This is a genomic window from Streptomyces malaysiensis subsp. samsunensis, from assembly GCF_024519315.1.
Classification (GTDB): domain Bacteria; phylum Actinomycetota; class Actinomycetes; order Streptomycetales; family Streptomycetaceae; genus Streptomyces; species Streptomyces malaysiensis.
In genome coordinates, this window is the sequence record NZ_JANIIC010000043.1 from 60238 (window position 1) to 84450 (window position 24213).

The window sequence follows — 24213 nt, forward strand, 5'->3', positions numbered from 1 at the left end:
CAGATTCTCACGTCGGAACGTCGCCGTCCGGGGTCCTTCCGGCAGGTGATCACCCTAATCGGTGAACGTCGGCGAACGCACATGAGCACCGCCGAACCGGCCCCGGGACACGCCGTGCCTCCGGGCCCGGACACGCCGTGCACCCGGCCCGGGAGGCGCCCGCCCCGGGCAGGGCATGACCGTGCGGGGGCGATGTACTAGAGTTATCTCGACATCGAGATATCTGCTGGAAGGCGCATCGCCGCCCCGCGCCGGTAAGGCTTACCTAACTTAGCCATACCTTAGCGGATCGGCGCCGGCATGTGACGGCAGCATTGCGGTGGTACGCGCGAAATCATGCATGAAGGAGACTGTCGTGTCGGCGAACAGCTTCGACGCCCGCAGCACCTTGCAGGTGGGCGACGAATCGTACGAGATCTTCAGGCTGGACAAGGTCGAGGGGTCCGCACGGCTCCCTTACAGCCTGAAAGTGCTGCTGGAGAACCTGCTCCGCACCGAGGACGGCGCCAACATCACGGCCGACCACATCCGCGCGCTGGGCGACTGGGACGCGCAGGCCCAGCCCAGCCAGGAGATCCAGTTCACGCCGGCCCGTGTGATCATGCAGGACTTCACCGGTGTGCCGTGCGTGGTGGACCTCGCCACGATGCGTGAGGCCGTCAAGGAGCTCGGCGGCGACCCCGCCAAGATCAACCCGCTGGCCCCGGCCGAGCTGGTCATCGACCACTCGGTGATCGCCGACGTCTTCGGCGCGCCCGACGCGTTCAAGAAGAACGTGGAGCTGGAGTACGGCCGCAACCGGGAGCGCTACCAGTTCCTGCGCTGGGGCCAGACCGCCTTCGACGAGTTCAAGGTCGTCCCGCCCGGCACCGGCATCGTCCACCAGGTCAACATCGAGCACCTGGCCCGCACCGTCATGGTCCGGGGCGGCCAGGCGTACCCGGACACCCTGGTCGGCACCGACTCGCACACCACCATGGTCAACGGCCTCGGTGTGCTCGGCTGGGGCGTCGGCGGTATCGAGGCCGAGGCCGCGATGCTGGGCCAGCCGGTCTCCATGCTGATCCCGCGCGTCGTCGGCTTCAAGCTCACCGGCTCGCTGCCGACCGGCACCACCGCGACCGACCTCGTCCTGACGATCACCGAGATGCTGCGCAAGCACGGCGTCGTCGGCAAGTTCGTCGAGTTCTACGGCGAGGGCGTGGCCTCGATCCCGCTGGCCAACCGCGCCACCATCGGCAACATGTCGCCGGAGTTCGGCTCCACCGCCGCGATCTTCCCCATCGACGGCGAGACCATCAGCTACCTCAAGCTCACCGGCCGCAGCGAGCAGCAGCTCGCGCTCGTCGAGGCGTACGCCAAGGAGCAGGGCCTCTGGCTGGACCCGGCCGCCGAGCCGGACTTCTCCGAGGAGCTGGAGCTGGACCTGGCCACGGTCGTCCCGTCGATCGCCGGCCCCAAGCGCCCGCAGGACCGCATCATCCTGGCCGAGGCCGCCGAGAAGTTCGCCCAGGACGTGCGCAACTACGTCCCGGTGGCCGACCTGGACGAGGCCGGTGTCGAGTCCTTCCCGGCCTCCGACGCCCCGGCCGTCACCAACGGCGTGCCCACCAAGCCGACCCCGGTGATCGCCCCCGACGGCTCGCAGTACGAGATCGACCACGGCGCCGTCACCGTCGCCGCGATCACCTCCTGCACCAACACCTCCAACCCGTATGTGATGGTCGCGGCCGCCCTGGTGGCCAAGAAGGCCGTCGAGAAGGGCCTCAGCCGCAAGCCGTGGGTCAAGACCACCCTGGCCCCCGGGTCCAAGGTCGTCATGGACTACTACGACCGCGCCGGGCTCACCCCGTACCTCGACAAGCTGGGCTTCAACCTCGTCGGTTACGGCTGCACCACCTGCATCGGCAACTCCGGCCCGCTGCCGGAGGAGGTCTCCGAGGCGGTCAACGAGGCCGACCTGGCCGTCACCGCGGTGCTTTCCGGCAACCGCAACTTCGAGGGCCGGATCAACCCCGACGTCAAGATGAACTACCTGGCGTCCCCGCCGCTGGTCGTCGCCTACGCCATCGCGGGCTCCATGAAGGTGGACATCACCAAGGACGCCCTCGGCATCGACCAGGACGGCAACCCGGTCCACCTGAAGGACATCTGGCCCTCCGAGAAGGAGGTCGAGGAGGTCGTGGCCTCCTCGATCGGCCAGGAGATGTTCCAGACCAGCTACGCCGACGTCTTCGCCGGTGACGCCCAGTGGCAGTCGCTTCCGGTGCCGACCGGCAACACCTTCGAGTGGGACCCGGAGTCCACCTACGTCCGCAAGCCCCCGTACTTCGAGGGCCTGACGATGGACCCGGCCCCGGTCGAGGACATCGCCGGTGCCCGGGTGCTGGCCAAGCTGGGCGACTCGGTCACCACCGACCACATCTCCCCCGCCGGTGCGATCAAGGCCGACACCCCGGCCGGCAAGTACCTCACCGAGCACGGTGTCGAGCGTCGTGACTTCAACTCCTACGGCTCCCGCCGGGGCAACCACGAGGTCATGATCCGCGGCACCTTCGCCAACATCCGGCTGCGCAACCAGATCGCGCCCGGCACCGAGGGCGGCTTCACCCGCGACTTCACCCGGGCCGCCGAAGGTGACGGGGGAGCCCCGGTCTCCTTCATCTACGACGCGTCGCAGAACTACCAGGCGGCCGGCATCCCGCTGGTCATCCTGGCGGGCAAGGAGTACGGCTCCGGCTCCTCCCGCGACTGGGCCGCGAAGGGCACCGCGCTGCTCGGCGTCAAGGCCGTCATCGCCGAGTCGTACGAGCGCATCCACCGCTCGAACCTCATCGGCATGGGCGTCCTGCCGCTCCAGTTCCCCGAGGGCGCCTCGGCGCAGGCGCTGGGCCTGACCGGTGAGGAGACCTTCGACATCACCGGCGTCGTCGCGCTCAACGACGGCGGTATCCCGGAGACCGTCAAGGTCAAGGCCGCCCGCGGCGGAGCCGCTGATGGGAAGAGCATCGAGTTCGACGCCAAGGTGCGCATCGACACCCCGGGCGAGGCGGACTACTACCGCAACGGCGGCATCATGCAGTACGTGCTGCGCTCGCTGATCCGCAAGTAAGGGCGGCTCACGGCGGCGACGGGCCGCACCCCTCGGCGGGGGTGCGGCCCGTCCGCGTACCAGTCGCTCCGCGGTCGCAGGAACGTCCCCGCGGTCAGAGGAACGTCCCCGAGGGGATGTACGGCGCCGGCGGCGGCATCCCCCGCAGACATACATAGCCGCCGGTGGACAGCTCGAGCCCGGCCTCGAGACCCACGTCCACCGCCCACTGCTGCTCGGCCGTCAGCCCCGGGACCCGGGCGTCGGTGCCCTCCGGAAGGCACAGCAGGGCGGCCGTCAGCAGCCGCTTCGCCAGCCGCCGTGAGGTCGCGGCCAGCATCTCGACCTTGCCGTCCTCGCCGACGTAGCAGTAGCCGCTGCCCGCCAAGTCGTCCACGACCAGCAGCCGCCGCTGGGTGAGCAGCAGTTCGTGGTCGGCGCCGTGCGCGCCGCCCCGGGTGCGGCGGTCCACCGAGTCCAGCAGGTCCCGGTGGCGGGCCACGCCCTCGTGCACGGCGCCGTCGGGAGGGGACAGCCGCTCCTTGGTCTCCGGTCCGACGGTGCCGCGCAGCCGCATCGCCGGATGCAGCGCGAACCCCGCGCGCCGGTAGGTGCTCGCCGCGCGCGGATCCTCCGATCCGCAGATGATGCCGCGCAGACATCCCCGGCCGTACATCAGCGCCGCGGCCAGCAACTCCCGGCCCACGCCCTGCCGCTGGGCCCGCGGCAGCACCGCGAACATCGAGAGCCCCCAGGTGCCCTCGCGCCGCGTGGACAGCGTCACGCCGAGCGGCATTCCGGCCTCGTCCAGGGCGAGCCAGCAGCCGCCCGGGTCGGTGCGGGCAAGATGGCGGTTCCGCTCGTGGACCTCGGCCACGTACGCCGGCGGCCATCTTTCCTCGCCCGCGAGAGCGGCGGCGTCCCCGAAGGCGGCGGCCATCACCTCCCATGCCGCCTCGGCGTCCTCGTCGGTGTCACGTAGCTGGCGGAGGATCATGCGCCCATGATGGCGCGTCGGGTGAGGGGTTGTCGGTACGTGGTGGCGGCTTGCTCGACCGGCGAACGCGACAACGTTGTCAGGCTGGCTGTAACGATCAGTACGCCGCCAACCGGGTGCCCCTGTCAAGACCGTCCCCGCCCCCTTACGGCCGACGGCCCCCGTGCGGTACGGTCCCCACGGCTTGCTCGACCCGGTGATCGCGGCCCTTCCGACAAGGTGGGACCGCAATGCCCTCAAGACCCCTGGCCGCCCTGGCGGCCGCGGCCCTGACCGCGGGGCTCCTCGCCACCGCGGCGACCGCGCCCGCCTCGGCCGCCCCGCCGCCGACGCTGGTCAAGGACCCGGCGGCGTACGTCGATCCGCTGATCGGCAGCTCGGCCGGCGGCGACACCTTCCCCGGCGCCGTCGTCCCCTTCGGCATGCTGTCGTGGAGCCCGGAGAACACCCGCGGCGACGCCACCCGCACCGTCGCGCCCGGCGGCTACCACTACGACGCCACCCGCGTGCGCGGCTTCAGCCTCACCCATATGTCCGGCACCGGCTGTGCGGGCGGCGCGGGCGACATCCCCTTCTTCCCCCACGTGGGCGAGGTCACCAGCTCACCCGCCGCCGACACCAAGGACCAGGTCTACGCCTCCGACTTCAGCCACTCCGACGAGACCGCCGAACCCGGCCGCTACAAGGTCTCCCTCGCCTCCGGCGCCGGTGCGGAGCTGACCGCCACCGCCCGCACCGGCTCGGCCCGCTTCACCTACCCCGCGGACAAGACCGCCTCCCTGCTCATCCGCACCTCCTCCTCCGAGGTCGGCAGCAGCGACGCCGACCTCACCATCGACCCGGCCCACCGCACCGTCTCCGGCTCGGTCACCAGCGGCAACTTCTGCGGCTATCTCGACCCCGAGGGGCGCCGCAGCTACTACACCCTGCACTTCACCGCCACGTTCGACACCCCCTTCTCCGCCCAGGGCACCTGGCGGGACGGCACCCTGCGGCCCGGCACCACCAGCGCCGAGGGCGGCTCCGGCGGCTATGGCGGCGACGGCCGTCCGGTGGCCGGGAAGGGCTCCGGCGGCTATCTCCAATTCGCCCCGGGCACCCGCGACGTGGGCGTCAAGGTCGGCATCAGCTACGTGAGCGACAAGGGCGCACGGGCCAACCTCGCCGCCGAGAACCCGCCGCGGCGCGGCTTCGACCAGGTGCGGAGTGCCGCGTACGACGCCTGGCGGCGCCAGCTGTCCGCCATCCGGGTCGGCGGCGGCGCGGACGCGGACCGCACCACCTTCTACTCGGCGCTCTACCACTCGCTGCTGCACCCCAACGTCATCAGCGACGCCGACGGCAGCTACCGGGGCAGCGACGGTGAGGTGCACCGGGTGAGCCGGGGCCACCGGGCGCAGTACGGCACCTTCTCCGGCTGGGACATCTACCGCTCCCAGCTCCAGCTGCTCACCCTGCTGGAGCCGGACAAGGGCTCCGACATCGCGCAGTCCCTGCTGAACCTCGCCCAGCAGAACGGCGGCGTCTGGGACCGCTGGCTCCAGGGCGCCTCGGGGACGCATGTGATGAACGGCGACCCCTCGCCCGCCGCCCTCGCCGGGATCCGGGCCTTCGGCGGTGACGACTTCGACCTCGACGCCGCGCTCGACTCGCTCGTCAAGGCGGCCACCGTGCCGACGGAGAAGGACCTCAGCCCGGCGGGCAAGCCCATCATGTCGGTGGGTCAGCGGCCCTCCCTCGACAAGTACCTGAAGCTGCACTACATGCCGTCCGTATCCAACGCCTGGGGCGGCGCGGCCGAAACCCTGGAGATGTCCGGCGCGGACTTCGCCCTCTCCCAGCTGGCGCGGGCCGCGGGCCGTAAGGACACCGCCGAAACCTTCGCGCGCCGCGCCCAGTGGTGGCAGAACAACTTCAACGCCGCCGCCGACCCGGCCACCGGCGGCTATGCCGCCAACCGTAAGGCCGACGGCAGCTGGGTCACCGGCTTCACCCCGGGCACCGGCAACGGCTTCGTCGAGGGCACCAGCGCCCAGTACACCTGGATGGTCCCGCACAACCCCGCCGGACTCTTCGCCGCCATGGGCGGCAAGGACGCCGCGGTGAAGCGTCTGGACGCCTTCTTCCACGACGCCGACGGCGGCTGGGCGCTCACGGGGGCGGGCGGCGAGAAGTCCGAGCTGGACAACGAGCCGTCGATCAACGTCCCCTATCTGTACGCGTACGCCGGGCAGCCGTACAAGACCCAGGAGACCGTGCGCGCCGCGATGCGCCAGCTGTGGACCACCAAGCCCGACGGCATCCCCGGCAATGACGACCTCGGCGAGATGTCCTCGTGGTACGTCTTCTCCGCCCTCGGCATGTACCCGCAGGTGCCCTCCCGCGCCGAACTCGTCCTGGCCTCGCCGCTCTTCCCGCGGATCGAGATCGAGCGCGGCGGCCGGGACATCTCCATCCGCGCCCCGCAGGCCGCGCCCGGCGCGCCCTACGTCCAGTCCCTGAAGGTCGACGGGCGGGCGAGCGACCGCCCCTGGCTGCCGGAGTCCTTCGTACGGCACGGCGGCACCCTGGACTACACCCTGTCCGACGCCCCCGACCGCACCTGGGGCTCCGCCCCGTCCGCCGCGCCGCCCTCCTTCCGCGAGGGTGAGCAGCCGTACCAGATCGGGGTCGGGCCCACCACGGGCACGCTCGCCCCGGGCGAGAGCCTGACCGTGAAGGTCGCCGCCGTCCCGGTCAGCGAGGGCGACCGCCCCGAGGTGCGCTTCACCACCGACGCGCCCGACGGGCTCACCGCCTCACCCGCCTCCGGGACGGTCGGCCCGGACGGCACCGCCGAGATCTCCCTGCGCGCGGGGAAGGACACGCCCGAGGGCTTCTACGACGCGAAGGTGACGGTGGCCAGCGAGGACACCGAGGTCCTTCAGCCGATCACCCTGACCGTCGCCGCCCCCGGCACCTTGCTCGCCGCCTACAACAACGTGGGCGCGACCGACGACGACGGCGAGCACGACGAGGGCGACTACGACGGCGGCGGCTGGAGCTACTCCCGCCAGGCCCTCGCCGCCGCCGACCTCGGGCCGGGCGCCAAGGGGACCACCCAGGACCTGGACTACACCTGGCCCGCCTCCCCGCCCGGCCGCCCCGACAACGCCTCCGCCACCGGCCAGACCATCACCCTGCCCGAGTCCACCGCGCTGTCCTTCATCGGCAGCGCGGTCAACGGCAACCAGAAGGCCACGGCCAAGGTCACCTACACGGACGGCAGCTCGGACGAGGCGGACCTGTCCTTCACCGACTGGACGGTGGGTGGCGGCGGCGGAACGGTCCAATACGGCAACGTGACCCTCGCCAAAACCCCGTACCGCAACATCAGCGGCGGCGACAAGGACGTGGTGGACGCGTACATCTTCGCCACGAAGGCGTTCCGGGCCCCCGAGGGCAAGACGATCAAGACCGTCACCCTCCCCGACAACGCGGATCTCCACGTCTTCGCGGTCGCCCGCGGCTGACCGGATCCGGCGGTGGCCCGCGGCCGACGGGTGACGGTGTTCCACCGTGGACACCACACCCCGCCGTCGGGGCCACCGCCCCCTGGCCGGTCCGCGGCATTCCGCAATAGCTCCGATTAATCCATTGCGCAAATGTGATCTTGCTGGTAATGTTCTTTCCCGCAATGACCAAAAAACATGGGGGAATGGTTTCGTGAGTATGCGGAACAAGGGCGTTTCTGCTGCAATCACCTTCGCTATGGCCGGCGCGATGTGCGGAATTGGCGCACAGGCGGCAAACGCGGCTTCGGTGGAAGGTAACGGGGATTCGGTAGTGGCGCGAGCATCAGCTGAGGCGCCCATTCGCGCCGCTGGAGCTGATGAGATCTGCGCGGTCCTGGGGATCGGCAGTGGCGCGGCGGGCCTCACCAAGGCGCTGGCCAAGGGGGCTTCGTGGGTAGGGATCGGCGCCAGCATCGGCTGCTATGCGTACACGAAGGCGAAGGAAGCTACGCCTGCGAGTAAGCGAGCTGCCATGATCAAGTCGTACAAAAACTACCAGGCGAAGAGTGACCTCGGGAAGCTCGACGCGCTTGGTTATTACTGCCGGAAAGACGGCGGTGGCGGTGGCGGTGGCACCGATCTCGCGCCGATGGCAGGTTGGCGGAAGATTAAAATGAAGGGCGTCACCTACTCATGCACCGCCACCCGCGACTGACAGGTCGCCGCGGTCCGGGCTATGGAGAGCGATTCTTGTTCTCCATAGCCCTGATTGTCGTGAGCTTGCTGTGGATCACACGAGACATGGCCTCATGGGCGATGGCGCTGTGCGCGGTCGGTGCGGTTGCGGGAGCGCTGGGCGCGCTCTATTTCGGACGGCATTACATTCGCTCACGCGGGAATTCGTCATAAGGTTTTCCCGGCGAAATGGTCTTCGCGAAGCGACGTAGAAGACTAGTCGGGTGAAGCCCGCACCTCACCGCACGGCGGGCCGTGGCCGCCAGAACTCACGGCCACGGCCCGCACGTTCTCAGCTCAGCTCAGCAACTCCACCTCCGCCAGGGTCGCCTTGCCATCGGGCACCAGGCGGTAGTGCGCGTACGTACCGGGCGTGTGCACCGAGAAGACGCGGGTCTGCTTGTTCCAGCTGAAGGACTCTCCCGATCTGCGGTCCAGGTCCTTCCAGCTCTCACCGTCCCGTGAGCCCTGGAGCACCCACCCCGCCGGGGCCTTGCTCCGGTCCGAGGAGGTCAGGGTGTACTGCACCGCGCGGCCCGCCTCCGTGACCGGGAGGTCCACCGACTCGAAGGTCGCCTCGGTGCCGGAGGTGTTGTCCAGCAGCGCCGTACCGCCGCTCGGCACCGTCAGGTCGTGGCGCGGGGTGGGCACCTTGTCGTCCTTGGTGATGGAGGACGGCGCGGCGTTCGCGCCCGTGCCCCAGGACGACGGCTTGGCGCCCATGGCGAACTCCAGCGTGCCGCCGCGGGCGAGGAGGTCGTGCGGCAGGGCGGTGGAGTTCCACGCCTTGCCGTTGACCTTCAGGCCCTGGACGTACACGTTCCGCTCGCTGTTGCGCGGGGCCTTGACGACGAGGTCGCGGCCGTTCTCCAGATGCACCGTGGCCTTGGTGAACTGCGGCGATCCGATCGCGTACTCCGAGCCGCCCATCACCAGCGGATAGAAGCCCAGCGAGCTGAAGATGTACCAGGCGGATTGCTCGCCGTTGTCCTCGTCGCCGTGGTAGCCCTGGCCGATCTCGCTGCCGGTGTAGAGGCGGGAGAGCACCTCGCGCACCTTCTCCTGGGTCTTCCACGGCTGGCCCGCCGCGTCATACATGTACGCCACATGGTGGGCGACCTGGTTGCTGTGGCCGTACATGCCCATGCGGACGTCCCGCGCCTCGGTCATCTCATGGATGACCCCGCCGTAGGAACCGGCGAATTCGGTGGAGGCGGTCTCCGGGGTGGAGAAGTAGGTGTCCAGCTTCTTGGCCAGGCCCGACCGGCCGCCGTAGAGGTTGGCCAGGCCCCGGCTGTCCTGGGGCGCGGTGAAGGCGTAGCCCCAGCCGTTGGTCTCGGTGTAGTCGTAGCCCCAGATCCGGGGGTCGTACTTGTCGGAGGGCACGCGCCACTTGCCGCCGGCGTCCTTGCCCTGGAAGAAGCCGGCCTTGTCGTCGAAGAGCGAGACATAGCCCTGCGCGCGGTGGAGGAAGTACTCGGACTCCTCCTTGTAGCGGGCCTTCTTCGTCTTCTCGTAGAGCGCTTTGCCCATGTTGGCGAGGCCGTAGTCGTTGAGATAGCCCTCCAGCGCCCAGGACAGCCCCTCATGGGTCTCGGTGCTCGTGTAGCCGAGGAAGGGCGAGGTGGACATGCCCTTCCGGCCGACGCCCGACGAGGGCGGCACCGCGGTGGCGTTCTTCAGCGCCGCCTCGTACGCGGCCTCGGCGTCGAACCGCACGCCCTTGAGGTAGGCGTCGGCGAAGGCCACGTCCGAGCTGGTGCCCGTCATCAGATCGGCGTAGCCCGGTGAGGACCAGCGGGATATCCAGCCGCCGTCCTTGTACTGCTGCACAAAGCCGTCGACCATCGTGCCCGCCCGCTTCGGGGTGAGCAGGGAGTAGGCGGGCCAGGTGGTGCGGTAGGTGTCCCAGAAGCCGTTGTTGACGTACACCTTGCCGTCGACGACCTTCGCACCGGTGCGGGTCGGGGTGTTCTCCCCGGCGGCCGGTGAGAAGGCGCTCGCGTACTGGTAGCGGGGGGTCGCCGCGGTCCCGGTGTTCTCGAAAGCGGAATTGGGATAGAGGTACAGCCGGTAGAGGCTGGAGTAGAGCGTGGTGAGCTGGTCGCGGTCCGCGCCCTCGACCTCGATCCGCCCCAGGATGTTGTCCCACTCCGCCTGCGCGGCCCGCTTGACCTGCCCGAACGACTTCGACGCGGGCAGCTCCCGGTCGAGGTTGGCCTTCGCCTGGTCGACGCCGATGAGGGAGGTGGCGAGCCGGAGGGTGACCGTACGGTCCTTGCCCGGCTTGAAGCGGAAGTAGCCGGTGACATCCTTGCCACCGCCTCCGTCCAGCTTGCCGCTCGCGCTCACCGGGGTGTCGAAGACGCCGTAGACGAACAGCCGGGTGGCCCCGGTGGACAGTCCGCTCTTGACGTCGGAGTAGCCGGTGACGACGCCGTGCTCGGCGTCGAGGGTCAGCCCGCCGTTGCCGTTGACGTTGTCGAAGATGACGCTCGCGTCCTCGCCCGGATAGGTGAAGCGCATGGCCGCGGCGTGGTCGGTGGGCGCCATCTCCGCCGTGAGGCCGTTCTCGAAGGTCACCCCGTAGTAGTACGGACGGGCTGTCTCCTTCTCATGGCGGAAGGGGAGCGCGCGGGCGGTGCGCCCGGCGTCGGGGGTGCCGGCCGCGCCGGACGGCATCACCTGGAAGGTCTGCCGGTCGCCCATCCAGGGGCTGGGCTCATGGCTCGCGCTGAACGCCTGGATGGTGGGGAGGTTGTCGGCGTTGTTGGCGCGGGCGTACTGGTAGAGCCAGTCGGTGGAGCCCGAGTTGGTCACCGGCGTCCAGAAGTTGAAGCCATTGGGGACGGCGGTGGCCGGGAAGTTGTTACCGCGCGAGAAGCTGCCGCTGGAGTTGGTGCCGCGGGTGGTCACGGCGTAGTCGGACAGATGTGCCAGCGGCTTCTCGGGCGCCTTGGGGGCGATCGAGATGTCGTCCACCCAGCCGCGGAACTGCGCGGGGCCCTTCGGGGAGTCGTAGGCCACGAGTATCCGGTCGACCGTCTTGCCCGCGGCGACCGCGCCGATCCGCGACTCCTTGTGGTTCCACTGGTTGACGTAGAGCGTCTTGGAGTCGGCCTGGCCCTTCGGGCTCATCCGGGCGCCGTGCTGGTCGACCGCGCCGGGCAGATCGCTGAGGTAGGTGCCGTCGGTGAAGGCGAGGTCGACGGAGACATGGGTGGCCGGGTAGTTGAGGTCGGTCTCGGGCATCGACGGGAAGATCCGGTAGGACAGCTCGGTGTCCCGGCCGATGGCCGTGTCGACGTCGAAGACCTTGTTGTACGAGTACGCCCGGCCGTCCGGCTTGTGGGTGCCCGCGTAGCGCAGGGCGTGGGTGCCGGTGAATCCCGCGTTGGCCTTGGCGGTGGGGGAGCCGGTCGGGCCGCGGTCGATCTGGGTGCGCATGTCGGAGGGCGCGGGCGGAGTGGTGTCGCCGTTTGCGAACTGCACCTCCGCGAGCTGGACGATGTCGTCCCCGGCATTGCGGGTGATCTCCAGCCGGAAGTGCTGGTAGGCCGTGGAGCTGTCGAAGGCGAACTCCCGTGTCTGCTGGCGCGAGGAGAACGTCTCGTCCTTACGGGTGTCCAGTGTCGTCCAGTCGGAGCCATTGGCCGAGCCCTTGAGGGTCCAGTCCTTCGGGTCCCGGCCGGGGGCGTCATTGGCGGAGGTGAGGGCGTAGCGGACGGCCTCCACCGGCTCGCTCAGATCGAACTCGAGCCAGGCGGTGGTGTCGAAGGCCAGCCACTTGCTGGTGACCTCGCCGTCGACGAGGTTCTCCTTGATCTCCCCGCCGTCGGTGTTCTCCTTGCTCGCCCGGACCTCGGTGACCTTGTCGGTGACATTGCCGGGGATTCCGGAGGAGTAGCCTCCGTCCACTCCGGATGCCTTCTTCTTGCCGTCGGGTCCGGTCTCGACGGTGTTGCGCCAGTCGGGCTGGGGGTCGCCCGACTCGAAGGAGGAGGTGAAGGCGCGGTCGGCGTGGTGAGCGGAAGCCGGGCCGGCGGGGGCGGCGACCGCGCCGCCCTGGGCGGTCACCGCCAGCAGGACGGCCGCCACCAGGGCGGCCGTCCGTCCGATCCCACGCCATCGTCTCTGTGGTCGTCTCTGTCGCATACTCAGCCTCTCAACGAGTCTGACAACGTTGTCCACTGGTTCGGGCAGTGATAAGTAGGGAGGCAGGGGGCGGGTGGTGTCAAGGATGCGGACAGCCGTCAATTCGGGTCCGCCCGGCGGACGGTGCGACGCGGGCCGTACCACCGGAAGTGGTACGGCCCGCGTCCATGGGGGTGATACGGCGCGCCCGTCGGGGCCGCCCCTGGTGTGTCGTCAGTCCTTGCTGCCGGACTTGGTGGCCAGCGACAGCCGGCACTTCTTCGCGGTATGGGAGCTGTCCGCCTTGAGCCCGGTGACCTTGATGGTCTTCTCGGCGCCGCCCGCCACGGGCGCGTCGGACTCCACCCCGGTGGTCACGGCCTTCTCGGAGCTGTCGACGAAGCCGACCAGCAGTGAGTAGTAGGCCGTGCTGGAACCGGAGTTGGCGATCTTCACATTGGCGTAGGGCTTGCCGTCCGAACCCCATCCGCACGTGCCCATCTTGGCGTCCGGGGTGACCAGCCCGGAGCCGCCGGTGGGGGAGTCCGACGGCTCGTCATACGGATTGTCGTAGGGGTCGTCGGTGGGGTCCTCGGTCGGCGCCTGCGTGGGCTCCACCGGCAGTTGGGCCATGCCCTTGCCGATCGCGGCGCCCCCCTTGCCGTCCGTGGCGGACGAGCCTCCTCTGTCCGAGCCGCACCCCGCGGTGACCGCGAGTGTCGCGGTCACGACAATGCTGGTGGCGAGGGTCAGCTGCTTCCGGGACACGGGGACCGCCTTTCGGGGAGCGCGCACGACGGCTTGCCGCGCGGACTGTCTTCCCTACGGTATGTCGGCCAGGTCTCAACTCGGGAAAGACTGATACCCGATGACCTCTCGATCTTGCCCATATGAGGCCCAGTGGACTATACCTGTCGCCCCAGGGGGAAGGCCGCACCGCGGCCCATATCGGAGGGCCTCGGCGGGTCCTCCGCACTCCCCGGCGCACACCCAGCAATACTCCGCTTGACGCTTCAACTGACCCGCGGTGTCGGGCCCCTCGCCGGAGGCGAGTATGTACGGGAGACCGTTACACCGCCTGAGTCCTGACGAAGGCGAGGACTTGAGCATGGGACCCACTTCAGATGTCGGCCGTCGCGATCTGATCAAGCGCTCGGCGGCGCTCGGATTGATCACCGTGCCGGCGATGAGCGTGCTGTCCGCCTGTGCCAGTGGCGGTGACGACGACCCCAAGAAGGTGGACAAGGGCAAGAAGAGCGCCAAGAACCCGCTCGCGGTCAATGAGAGCGCCGCGCTCGACGTCGTCATCTTCGACGGCGGCTTCGGCCAGCAGTACGCCAAGGATGCCGAGGCGGAGTACGCCGCGGCCTTCCCGAAGACCAAGGGCAAGGTCAAGCACGCCGCCACCCAGAAGATCCAGACCGTGCTCCAGCCGCGCTTCAACGGCGGCACCCCGCCGGACCTGGTCGACAACTCCGGCGCCGAGCAGATGGACATGGGCACCCTGGTCGGGAAGAACCAGCTGACCGACCTCACCCCGCTGCTGGACGCGCCCTCCCTCGACGACCCGAACAAGACGGTGCGCGAGACCCTGCGCCCCGGTGTCGTGGAGATGGGCCAGTTCGACGGCAAGCCGGTGTGGATCCTCTACTACGCCTACACCGTCTACGGCGTCTGGTACTCCAAGACCAACCTCGCCAAGCTGGACGTGGAGTACCCCGAGACCTGGGACGACATGCTCAAGGTCTGCGAGAAGGCCAAGAAGAAGGGGATCGCGGGCTGGACCTACCCCGGCAAGTACCCCTACTACCTGCCGTTCAGCCTCTACCCCTTCATCGCCAAGATCGGCGGCCGGGAGGTCCTGGACTCGATCGACAACCTGGAGCCGAACGCCTGGAAGCACCCGGCCGTCAAGGCCGCCTTCGAGGCGTACTACGAGCTCTACAAGAAGGGCTACATCCTCAAGGGCACCCCGGGCCTGACCCACATCGAGTCCCAGACCGCGTGGAACCAGGGCAAGGCGCTGTTCATCCCCAACGGCTCCTGGGTGGAGAACGAGGCGAAGAAGACCACCCCGAAGGACTTCCAGATGGCGGTGGCCGCGCCCTCCGGCCTGGACAAGAGCGACAAGCTGCCGTTCGGCACCCTGTGGGCCTCCGGCGGTGAGCCCTTCATCGTCCCGAAGTCGGCGAAGAACCCCGAGGGCGGCATGGAGCTGCTGCGGATCATGCTCGGGGAGAAGTCCACCAAGAACTTCATCAAGCAGGTCTCCTCGCTCTCCTCCCTCAACGGCGGCACCGAGGGACTCTCCCTGCCGCCGGGCCTGGCCTCGGCGCAGGAGGCGCTGACCAAGGCGGGCAAGAACGTGGTCAACCCGCGGCTCCAGGACTGGTACGTGACGCTCCAGAAGCAGCAGATCGGCGTCGGCGCGCTCGGCGAGATGATGGCCGGCCGGATGACCCCCGCCGAGACGATCAAGAAGTGCCAGAAGTTCGCCGATGACACGGCCAAGGACGACGCCGTCAAGAAGTACAAGCACGTCTGATGCCCCTTCATGCGTCGCCGGCGGCATTATCCGTAGGGGAAGACCGAGGTCGGTAGAAATGCAGCATGGGAAGTACCGGTTCATCGTGGGGTTCCTGGCCCTGCCGGTGATCCTTTACGCGGTCTTCGTGATCTCGCCATTTGTCCAGGCCGTCTACTACTCCTTCACGGACTGGACCGGGTTGAGCTCCGACTTCAAGATGGTCGGGTTCAAGAACTACAACTGGCTGCTGCATGACGACCTCTTCTGGAAAGCGGTCGGGCACAATGTCGTGCTGCTGCTCGTGGTGCCGCTGGTGACGCTCGGCCTCGGACTCTTCTTCGCCTTCATGCTCAATGTGGGGGGCCGGGGCCGGAAGAACGCGGCCATCTCCGGGGTGCGCGGGTCGAGCCTGTACAAGGTGATCTATTTCTTTCCGCAGGTGCTGTCGATCGCGATCGTCGCCCTGCTGTTCCAGTTCACCTACAACCCGCGCAACGGCGCGCTCAACTCCTTCCTCGGCGGAATCGGGCTGGATTCGCTCCAGCAGCAGTGGCTGGCCGATCCGAAGCTGGCGCTGTGGTGCCTGATGGCGGTGATGGTCTGGAGCAATGTCGGCTTCTACGTCGTCCTCTTCTCGGCCGGGATGAGCTCCATCCCGAGGGACTTCTACGAGGCGGCGCTGCTCGACGGGGCCAACCGGGTCAAGACCTTCTTCAAGATCACCCTGCCGCTGCTGTGGGACACGGTCCAGACCGGCTGGATCTATATGGGCATCATCGCGCTCGACGCGTTCGCCGTGGTGCAGATCATGACCGTGGGGCCGGGCGGCCCCGCCGACTCCACGCAGGTCATGGGCTACTACGTCTACACCAAGACCTTCCATGACGGGCAGGCGGGACGGGCCACCACGATCGGCGTCGCGATGCTCATCGTCACCCTGATCTTCGCGGTCGTCGTGACCAGGCTCGGCCGGCGCGAGCGGCTGGAGTACTGATGCCGATCACACCGACCGCACCCGGCCACCGCCGCCCGACCGCCGATCTGGGGGTACCACAGTGACCTCGCACGCAGAGCCCTCGGAACTCCCGGGCATCACCAAGGAGGACGAGGCACCGCCCACCGGGCCCGTCCGCAAGCAGTCGCCGGGCTCCGAGGACCGGATCGGTAGCGAGGGCAAGGTCCTCAACGTCTTCTCGCACGGCATCCTGGTGGTCTGGGGGCTGCTGGTCACACTGCCGCTGCTGTGGGCGGTGATGAGCTCCCTCAAGACGGACAAGCAGATCTTCACCTCGCCCTGGGGACTGCCCTCCGCGCTGCACTTCGACAACTGGACCCGGGCCTGGAGCAAGTCGAACATCGGCGACTTCTTCCTCAATACGATCCTGGTGGTGGGCTGCTCCCTGATCGGCACGATGCTGCTGGGCTCGATGGCGGCATACATCCTGGCCCGCTTTGAATTCCCGGGAAAGCGATTCATCTATTTCATGTTCGTCGGCGGGATGAGTTTTCCGATCATCCTGGCGCTGGTGCCGCTGTTCTTCGTGATGAAGAACATGAGTCTGCTCAACACCTTCCACGGGCTCATTCTGGTCTATATCGCCTATTCGCTGCCGTTCACGGTCTTCTTCCTCACCTCGTTCTTCAAGACGCTGCCGTCCTCGGTGGCGGAGGCGGCCCTGATCGACGGGGCGTCCCATACCCGTACGTTCTTCCAGGTCATGCTGCCGATGGCGAAGCCCGGACTGATCAGTGTGGGGATCTTCAACTTCCTCGGCCAGTGGAATCAGTACATGCTGCCCACGGTGCTCAACACCGATGAGGACAAGCGGGTGCTCACCCAGGGTCTGGTGCAGCTCGCGGCCAGCCAGCAGTACAAAGGCGACTGGTCCGCCCTTTTCGCCGGTCTGGTGCTGGCGATGCTTCCGGTGCTGGGCGTCTACATCCTCTTCCAGCGGCAGGTCCAGGCGGGCCTGACCGCGGGCGCGCTCAAATAGGGGAAACGCGCAGATCGCCTTTTCGCGGCCCCGTCCATTCCGCCGCGCGGAAAGGACGGGGCCGTGTGGTTCGTGGGTATCGGACGGTGTCGCGGGCCGTCCCGTGGCGGTCGGGGACTTGACGTGGGACAACCGTGGCGGCTCAGCTTAGAGTTCACATGTTGGAGACACAGCCGGGCCCCACTGCTGCGGTCCGGCCTGCGGAGCGGCCGTCGTGCCGCCCGCGAAGGCGGGAGTGGATGGGCGTGGAGACTCCGGGATCGCAGTCGTCGCTGCACCGGGCCAATCTCGAGCGGGTGGTCCGTGCGGTGCGGATGGCGGGCTCGCTGACCCAGGCGGAGATCGCCCGGTCCACCGGGCTGTCCGCCGCCACCGTCTCCAACATCGTGCGTGAGCTCAAGGACGGCGGAACGGTCGAGGTCACCCCCACCTCGGCGGGTGGCCGCCGGGCGCGCAGCGTCTCGCTCAGCGGTGACGCGGGCATTGTGGTGGGGGTGGATTTCGGCCATACGCATCTGCGTGTCGCCATCGGCAACCTCGCCCATCAGGTGCTGGCCGAGGAGGCCGAGCCGCTGGATGTGGACGCCTCCGCCTCACAGGGGCTGGACCGGGCGGAGCACCTGGTCAGCAGGCTGATCACGGCCAGCGGGCTGAGCCAGGACAAGGTGGTCGGCGTCGGTCTCGGGGTGCCCGCCCCGATCGATGTGGAGACCGGCACGCTGGGTTCGACCGCGATCCTGCCGGGCTGGGCCGGCACCAATCCGCGCGATGACCTGGCCCAGCGGCTCGGGGTGCCGGTGCACGTGGACAACGACGCCAACCTCGGCGCGCTCGGCGAGCTGGTCTGGGGCTCCGGCCGCGGGGTCGCCGACCTCGCGTACATCAAGGTCGCCGACGGTGTCGGCGCCGGGCTGGTGATCAGCGGAAAGATCTACCGCGGCCCCGGCGGCACGGCGGGCGAGATCGGTCACATCACCCTCGACGAGTCGGGCCCGGTGTGCCGCTGCGGCAACCGCGGCTGTCTGGAGACCTTCACCGCGGCCCGCTATGTGCTGCCACTGCTGCATTCCAGCCATGGCGCCGACCTCACCGTGGAGCGCATGGTGCAGCTCGCCCGCGAGGGCGACCCGGGCTGCCGGCGGGTGATCGCGGACGTCGGCCGGCACATCGGCAGCGGGGTGGCCAACCTCTGCAATCTGATCAACCCGAGCCGGATGGTGCTGGGCGGTCAGCTCGCCGAGGCGGGGGAGCTGGTGCTGGGCCCGATCCGGGAGTCGGTCGCGCGGTACGCGATCCCCAGCGCGGCCCATCAGCTGTCGGTGATGCCCGGGGCGCTCGGCGGCCGGGCCGAGGTGCTGGGCGCGCTGGCGCTGGTGCTCAGCGAGATGGGAGATTCGACGCTGCTGGACGGTGCGCTCTCGGCGGGGACCCCGGCGCTCACCTGACCGCCGGGCCGCGGCTGCTGGCCCAGGGGTTGCCTGAGCGCCTTTGTCCCGTCACGCTCCGTCTATCCGGCCTGTCCGGCTGCGTTCACTCAGATAACGAATGGCACCGTTGCCATCTCGTTAAGGATTTACTTCTTGACGTCATGCGGGCGGCCGAGTTGACTTCCAGCCACCTCGGCCGCAATGACGCGGCCTCGTCAGGGAGGTCATCCCCAAATGAACGCAACGATGCGTCGCGTCGCTCTTGCCGCTTCCGTGGTGTCGATGACGGTAGCCCTCGCCGCCTGTGGGTCGGCGAAGGAGGCCGGCGGCGACAGCAAGGACGACAAGAAGAAGACCGGTCCGCTCACGATCGGGCTGCTGCTGCCCGAGGACCAGACGGCCAGATACGAGAACTTCGACCGGCCGTTCGTCACCAAGAAGATCAAGGGCCTGTGTGCCGACTGCAAGGTCCTGTACGTCAACGCCAAGTCGGACCCCTCGGTTCAGCAGCAGCAGGTCGACTCGATGATCACCAAGAAGGTCGACGCGATCATCCTCGACTCGGTGGACTCCAAGTCCATCGCCAGCTCGGTCCGCAGGGCCGACGAGGCCGGTATCCCGGTCGTCGCCTACGACCGCCTCGCCGAGGGCCCGGTCTCCGCGTACACCTCGTTCGACAACGAGACGGTCGGCAAGGTCCAGGGCCAGGCGCTGCTCAAGGCGCTGGGCAACAAGGCCAAGAGCGGCAAGATCGTCATGCTCAACGGCTGGGAGGCCGACCCCAACGCCGCCATGTTCAAGAAGGGCGCGCTGTCCGTCCTCAAGGGCAAGGTGAACATCGGCAAGTCGTACGACGTCGACCGCTGGCTGGCGGACAAGGCCAACGAGGCCATGACGGGCGCCATCTCCTCGCTCGGCAAGGACAACATCGTCGGCGTCTACTCCGCCAACGACAGCATGGCCGGCGGCGCGATCACCGCGCTCAAGAGCGGCGGCTTCAACCCGCTGCCCCCGGTCACCGGGCAGGACGCCGAGATCGAGGGTGTGCGCCGGGTCGTCACGGGTGAGCAGTACATGAGCGTCTACAAGTCCTACCTGGACGAGGCCACCGCCGCCGCGGAGATGGCCGTCGCGCTCGGCCGCGGTGAGAAGGTCAACGAGTCCAACACGGTCGACAGCCCGACCAACAAGGACATCCCGGCGACGCTGATCACCCCGGTCTCGCTGACCAAGGAGAACATCAAGGACACCGTCATCAAGGACGGCATCTACAAGATCGACCAGATCTGCACCGCCAAGGTCAAGGCGGCCTGCGCAGCGGCCGGTCTGAAGTAGTGGAGCAGGGCCGCCCCTACCCCGAGGGCGGCCCGCCCCCCTGACCCACCCCCCAACCGAGGGGAGAGCACCCTCTCCCCTCCGTCACACAGCAGGGACCACCCTGCCCGGAACGGAGATGGCCATCGTGCCGAACGGACCCGTGTTGGCGTTGCGCGGGATCTCCAAGCGGTTCGGCGCCGTCCAGGCGCTCACCGACATCGATCTGGAGGTCCACGCCGGTGAAGTCGTCGCCCTGGTGGGCGACAACGGCGCCGGCAAGTCGACCCTCGTCAAGTCCATCGCCGGAGTCGGCCCCGCCGACGAAGGCGTCATCGAGTGGCAGGGCAGGCCCGTCCAGGTCACCCGGCCGCACGACGCCCAGGAGCTGGGCATCGCGACCGTCTACCAGGACCTCGCCCTCTGCGACAACATCGACGTCGTCGGCAACCTCTTCCTCGGCCGCGAGATCCTGCGCGCCGGGGTGCTCGACGAGGTCGAAATGGAGCGGCGCTCCCGTGAGTTGCTCCAGACCCTGTCGATCCGCATCCCCAGTGTGCGGATCCCGATCGCCTCGCTCTCGGGTGGCCAGCGGCAGACCGTCGCCATCGCCCGTTCGATGCTCGGCGAGCCCAAGCTGGTGATCCTGGACGAGCCGACCGCCGCCCTCGGTGTCGAGCAGACCGCGCAGGTCCTCGACCTGGTGGAGCGGCTCCGCGACCGCGGCCTCGCCGTCATCCTCATCAGCCACAACATGGCCGACGTCAAGGCCGTCGCGGACCGTGTCGCGGTGCTGCGGCTGGGCCGTAACAACGGCACCTTCGATGTGAAGACCACCTCTCAGGAAGACATCATTTCCGCCATCACCGGCGCCACGGACAACGCCGTGACCCGCCGCAAGGCGCGTAGCGGGGAGGTCGCGAAGTGACCACGAACGTCCACCAGACCAACGACGGCCCGTCGAACGGCGGCAACAATGCGGGCGGCCCGGCCGACGCCAACCCCGTCGCCAAGGACGCGGTCACCGTCGTCGACCCCCGGCTGCTGGTCCGTCAGGAGGGGTTCAAGGGCTATCTGACGGAGTTCGGCCGCAAGATGCGCAGCGGCGAACTGGGCGTGGTCCCGGTCATCGTCGGCATCGCCATCATCTGGGCGGTCTTCCAGTGGAAGGACAGCGCCTTCCTCTCGCCCAAGAACCTCTCCGACCTCTCCATCCTGCTCGGCGGCACCGGCATGATCTCGGTCGGGATCGTCTTCGTGCTGCTGCTCGGTGAGATCGACCTGTCCGTCGGCTCGGTCAGCGGTCTGGCCGCGGCCACCCTGGCGGTGCTCAACGTCAACCACGGGGTGCCCGAGGGGATCGCGGTGATCGCGGCGCTCGCCAGTGGCGCGGCCCTCGGCGCGGTGCACGGCTTCTTCTTCGCCAAGATAGGCGTTCCGGCCTTCGTGGTGACCCTGGCCGGTCTGCTGGCCTGGAACGGTCTGATGCTCCAGGTGCTCGGCACCACCGGCACCATCAGCATCGCGGACGACAGCTTCGTGCGCGATCTCACCGCCCACTACTTCAGCCAGCTCATCGCCGCCTACGGCGTGGCCGCGCTGGCGACGGCGGCCTTCTTCCTCGTCCAGTTCCTGGACAGCAGGCGCCGTAAGGCGGTCGGCATCCCCTCGCGGCCGCTGAGCGAGATCCTGGTCCGCACGGCCGTGCTCGCGGTGATCCTCTTCACCGCGGCCTGGCGGCTCAACCAGTACAAGGGTCTGCCGCTCGCCCTGGTGATCTTCGTGGCGGTCCTGGTGATCCTCGACTTCGTGGTCCGCCGCACCTCCTACGGACGCAAGGTGATCGCCCTCGGCGGCAGCGTCGAGGCCGCCCGCCGCGCGGGTATCAACGTTGTCGCCATCCGGATCTCGGTCTACTCGCTGGCCGGTCTGATGGCCGCCACCGGCGGCATCATGATCGCCTCCCGGATCGGCTCCGCCAGCCAGCAGGCCGGCACCGGCAACCTGCTGATGGAGGCCATCGCGGCCGCGGTCATCGGCGGCACCAGCCTCTTCGGTGGCCGTGGCTCGGTCTGGTCGGCGCTGCTCGGCATGCTGGTCATCGGCTCGATCTCGTCCGGGATGAACCTGCTGGGCGTCGCGAACTCCGTCCAGTACATGATCACCGGTGGAGTGCTGCTGGCCGCCGTCGTCATCGACTCGGTGTCGCGCAGGACACAACGCACCGCGGGTCGCGGCTGACCACGGTCCTCTTCGCCCGGCTGCCCGGTGCCTCCGCGGAGGCACCGGGCAGCCGTCTGAGGGGAACACACGGGTGGCTGAAAAGAACACGCGTGACGGAGATTGCATGGGGGGAGGTCTGCGCCGGAGGGCGGAACATTAGACTCGGGCGGACCGGCAAGCTCCATGGAGACGCTCGAAGCAAGGAGGCACGGGTGCTGCTGACCCGCATCACGGGACCGCGCGATCTGGACCGGCTCACTGCGGAGGAGCTCGACCAGCTGGCCGCGGAGATCCGCACCTTTCTCGTCGACGCCGTCTCCAAGACCGGTGGCCACCTAGGCCCCAACCTCGGTGTGGTGGAGCTGACCATCGCCCTGCACCGGGTCTTCGACTCGCCCCGGGACAAGGTGCTGCTGGACACCGGCCACCAGTCCTACGTCCACAAGCTGCTCACCGGCCGCCAGGACTTCTCCAAGCTCAAGCGCAAGGGCGGTTTGTCCGGTTATCCCTCGCGGGCCGAGTCCGAGCACGACGTCATCGAGAACAGCCACGCCTCGGCCGTCCTCGGCTGGGCCGAGGGCATCGCCAAGGCCAATGAGCTGCTCGGCAAGCAGGACCATGTGGTCGCCGTGATCGGCGACGGCGCGCTGACCGGCGGTATGGCCTGGGAGGCGCTCAACAACATCGCCGCCGCCAAGAACCGCCCGCTGGTCATCGTGGTGAACGACAACGAGTGGTCGTACTCCCCGACCATCGGCGGCCTCGCCAACCACCTCGCCACGCTCCGCACCACCGACGGCTACGAGCGCTTCCTCGCCCGCGGGAAGGACATCCTGGAGCGCACCCCGGTCGTGGGCCGGCCGCTCTACGAGACGCTGCACGGCGCCAAGAAGGGGCTCAAGGACTTCATCGCCCCGCAGGGCATGTTCGAGGACCTGGGGCTGAAGTACGTCGGCCCGATCGACGGCCATGACATCGAGGCCCTGGAGTCCGCGCTCCAGCGGGCGAAGCGTTTCGGCGGCCCGGTCATCGTGCACTGCCTCACCGAGAAGGGCCGCGGCTACACCCCGGCCGAGCAGGACGAGACCGACCGCTTCCACGGCATCGGCCCGATCCACCCCGACACCGGGCTGCCGATCTCCGCGGGCGGCGCCGACTGGACCTCGGTCTTCGGCGAGGAGATGGTCAAGCTGGGCGAGGAGCGCGAGGACATCGTCGCGATCACCGCCGCGATGCTGCACCCGGTGGGCCTCACCGAGTTCGCCAAGCGCTTCCCGGACCGGGTCTTCGACGTGGGCATCGCCGAGCAGCACGGCGCCGTCTCCGCGGCGGGCCTGGCCACCGGCGGTCTGCACCCGGTCTTCGCCGTCTACGCCACCTTCCTCAACCGCGCCTTCGACCAGGTGCTGATGGACGTGGCCCTGCACAAGTGCGGGGTGACCTTCGTCCTGGACCGCGCCGGTATCACCGGCACCGACGGCCCCTCGCACAACGGCATGTGGGACATGTCGCTCCTCCAGGTCGCCCCGGGGCTGCGGATCGCCGCCCCGCGCGACGCCGACCAGGTCCGCGCCCAGCTGCGCGAGGCCGTGGCGGTGGAGGACGCGCCGACCGTGGTGCGTTACTCCAAGGGCGCGGTGGGCCCGGCGGTCGCGGCCGTGGGCCGGATCGGCGGGATGGATGTGCTCCGCGAGCCCTCCGAGGCCGCGGGGAACGCCCCGGACGTGCTGCTGGTCTCGGTCGGCGCGCTCGCCCCGATGTGTCTGGAGATCGCCGACCTCCTCGACAAACAGGGCATTTCCACCACTGTGGTCGACCCCCGCTGGGTCAAGCCGGTGGACGAGGAACTGCCCGTGCTCGCCGACCTCCACCGCGTCGTGGTGGTCGTCGAGGACAACATCCGGGTCGGCGGCGTCGGCGCGGCCGTCGCCCAGGCGCTGCGCGACGGCGGCTTCGACATGCCGGTGCGCAACTTCGGCATCCCGCCGCGCTTCCTGGAGCACGCCTCCCGCAAGGAGGTCATGGCGGAGATCGGGCTGACCGCGCCGGACATCGCCCGGCAGATCACCGGGCTGGTCTCCAGGATCGGCGGCGGCTACGAGTCCGCGGCCGCGGACTCCCAGGGCGCCGATGTGACCCGCCCGACGACGGCCGAGCCGGTGCGCGACTGAGCCACCGGGCCACCGCCCCCATCCCGTCCGGGCCGGTCGGAGCGCTTCCTGCTCCGACCGGCCCAGCGTGTGTCGCGCGGACCGCCCCCATCGGGTGAATCGGGGG

14 protein-coding genes are annotated in these 24213 nt (G+C 68.9%); 11 read left to right on the top strand and 3 right to left on the bottom strand.

The window, feature by feature from the left end; genetic code table 11:
• The first annotated feature begins 355 nt into the window (after window positions 1-355).
• Entirely contained in the window at window positions 356-3112 is a 2757-nt protein-coding gene (gene acnA / locus NQU54_RS31045) for an aconitate hydratase AcnA (RefSeq protein ID WP_308408511.1), read from the top strand.
• Between the two features lie 94 nt (window positions 3113-3206).
• Here the strand turns inward: acnA and NQU54_RS31050 are convergent, their stop codons facing one another.
• On the bottom strand, window positions 3207-4088 hold the full coding sequence (locus tag NQU54_RS31050; RefSeq protein ID WP_257633930.1) for a GNAT family N-acetyltransferase: 882 nt from the start codon (window positions 4086-4088) through the stop codon (window positions 3207-3209).
• A 230-nt stretch (window positions 4089-4318) separates the two neighbouring features.
• Between NQU54_RS31050 and NQU54_RS31055 the strand changes: the two genes are divergently transcribed.
• Together NQU54_RS31055 and NQU54_RS31060 are read left to right on the top strand one after the other, a co-directional pair.
• On the top strand, window positions 4319-7600 hold the full coding sequence (locus NQU54_RS31055) for a GH92 family glycosyl hydrolase (protein ID WP_257633931.1): 3282 nt from the start codon (window positions 4319-4321) through the stop codon (window positions 7598-7600).
• A gap of 46 nt (window positions 7601-7646) precedes the next feature.
• Window positions 7647-8297, top strand: a complete 651-nt coding sequence (locus NQU54_RS31060; protein WP_257633932.1) for a hypothetical protein — start codon at window positions 7647-7649, stop codon at window positions 8295-8297.
• A gap of 317 nt (window positions 8298-8614) precedes the next feature.
• Here the strand turns inward: NQU54_RS31060 and NQU54_RS31065 are convergent, their stop codons facing one another.
• On the bottom strand, window positions 8615-12472 hold the full coding sequence (locus tag NQU54_RS31065; protein ID WP_257633933.1) for a GH92 family glycosyl hydrolase: 3858 nt from the start codon (window positions 12470-12472) through the stop codon (window positions 8615-8617).
• Between the two features lie 213 nt (window positions 12473-12685).
• On the bottom strand, window positions 12686-13219 hold the full coding sequence (locus tag NQU54_RS31070; protein WP_257633934.1) for a PT domain-containing protein: 534 nt from the start codon (window positions 13217-13219) through the stop codon (window positions 12686-12688).
• Between the two features lie 340 nt (window positions 13220-13559).
• Here NQU54_RS31070 and ngcE point away from each other — a divergent pair, with 340 nt between their 5' ends.
• The 8 genes from ngcE (at window position 13560) to dxs (ending at window position 24107) form a co-directional block, all read left to right on the top strand.
• Complete coding sequence (ngcE, locus tag NQU54_RS31075; RefSeq protein ID WP_257633935.1) at window positions 13560-14996, top strand: N-acetylglucosamine/diacetylchitobiose ABC transporter substrate-binding protein; 1437 nt, start codon at window positions 13560-13562, stop codon at window positions 14994-14996.
• 58 nt (window positions 14997-15054) lie between these two features.
• On the top strand, window positions 15055-15972 hold the full coding sequence (locus NQU54_RS31080; protein ID WP_167503703.1) for a carbohydrate ABC transporter permease: 918 nt from the start codon (window positions 15055-15057) through the stop codon (window positions 15970-15972).
• 61 nt (window positions 15973-16033) lie between these two features.
• Window positions 16034-16972, top strand: a complete 939-nt coding sequence (locus NQU54_RS31085) for a carbohydrate ABC transporter permease (RefSeq protein WP_173963193.1) — start codon at window positions 16034-16036, stop codon at window positions 16970-16972.
• 245 nt (window positions 16973-17217) lie between these two features.
• Window positions 17218-18417: an ROK family transcriptional regulator gene (locus tag NQU54_RS31090; protein ID WP_257633936.1), complete on the top strand. Its 1200-nt coding sequence runs from the start codon at window positions 17218-17220 to the stop codon at window positions 18415-18417.
• Window positions 18418-18633: 216 nt separating this feature from the next.
• Window positions 18634-19734, top strand: coding sequence for a substrate-binding domain-containing protein (locus NQU54_RS31095; RefSeq protein ID WP_257633937.1), 1101 nt, complete (start codon window positions 18634-18636; stop codon window positions 19732-19734).
• Window positions 19735-19852: 118 nt separating this feature from the next.
• Window positions 19853-20641: an ATP-binding cassette domain-containing protein gene (locus tag NQU54_RS31100; RefSeq protein ID WP_069867192.1), complete on the top strand. Its 789-nt coding sequence runs from the start codon at window positions 19853-19855 to the stop codon at window positions 20639-20641.
• Entirely contained in the window at window positions 20638-21954 is a 1317-nt protein-coding gene (locus NQU54_RS31105) for a sugar ABC transporter permease (protein WP_257633938.1), read from the top strand. The genes NQU54_RS31100 and NQU54_RS31105 overlap by 4 nt, the downstream gene beginning before the upstream one ends.
• 194 nt (window positions 21955-22148) lie before the next feature.
• A complete protein-coding gene (dxs, locus tag NQU54_RS31110) occupies window positions 22149-24107 on the top strand; it encodes a 1-deoxy-D-xylulose-5-phosphate synthase (RefSeq protein ID WP_257633939.1) in 1959 nt (652 codons plus the stop codon).
• Window positions 24108-24213: the final 106 nt, after the last annotated feature.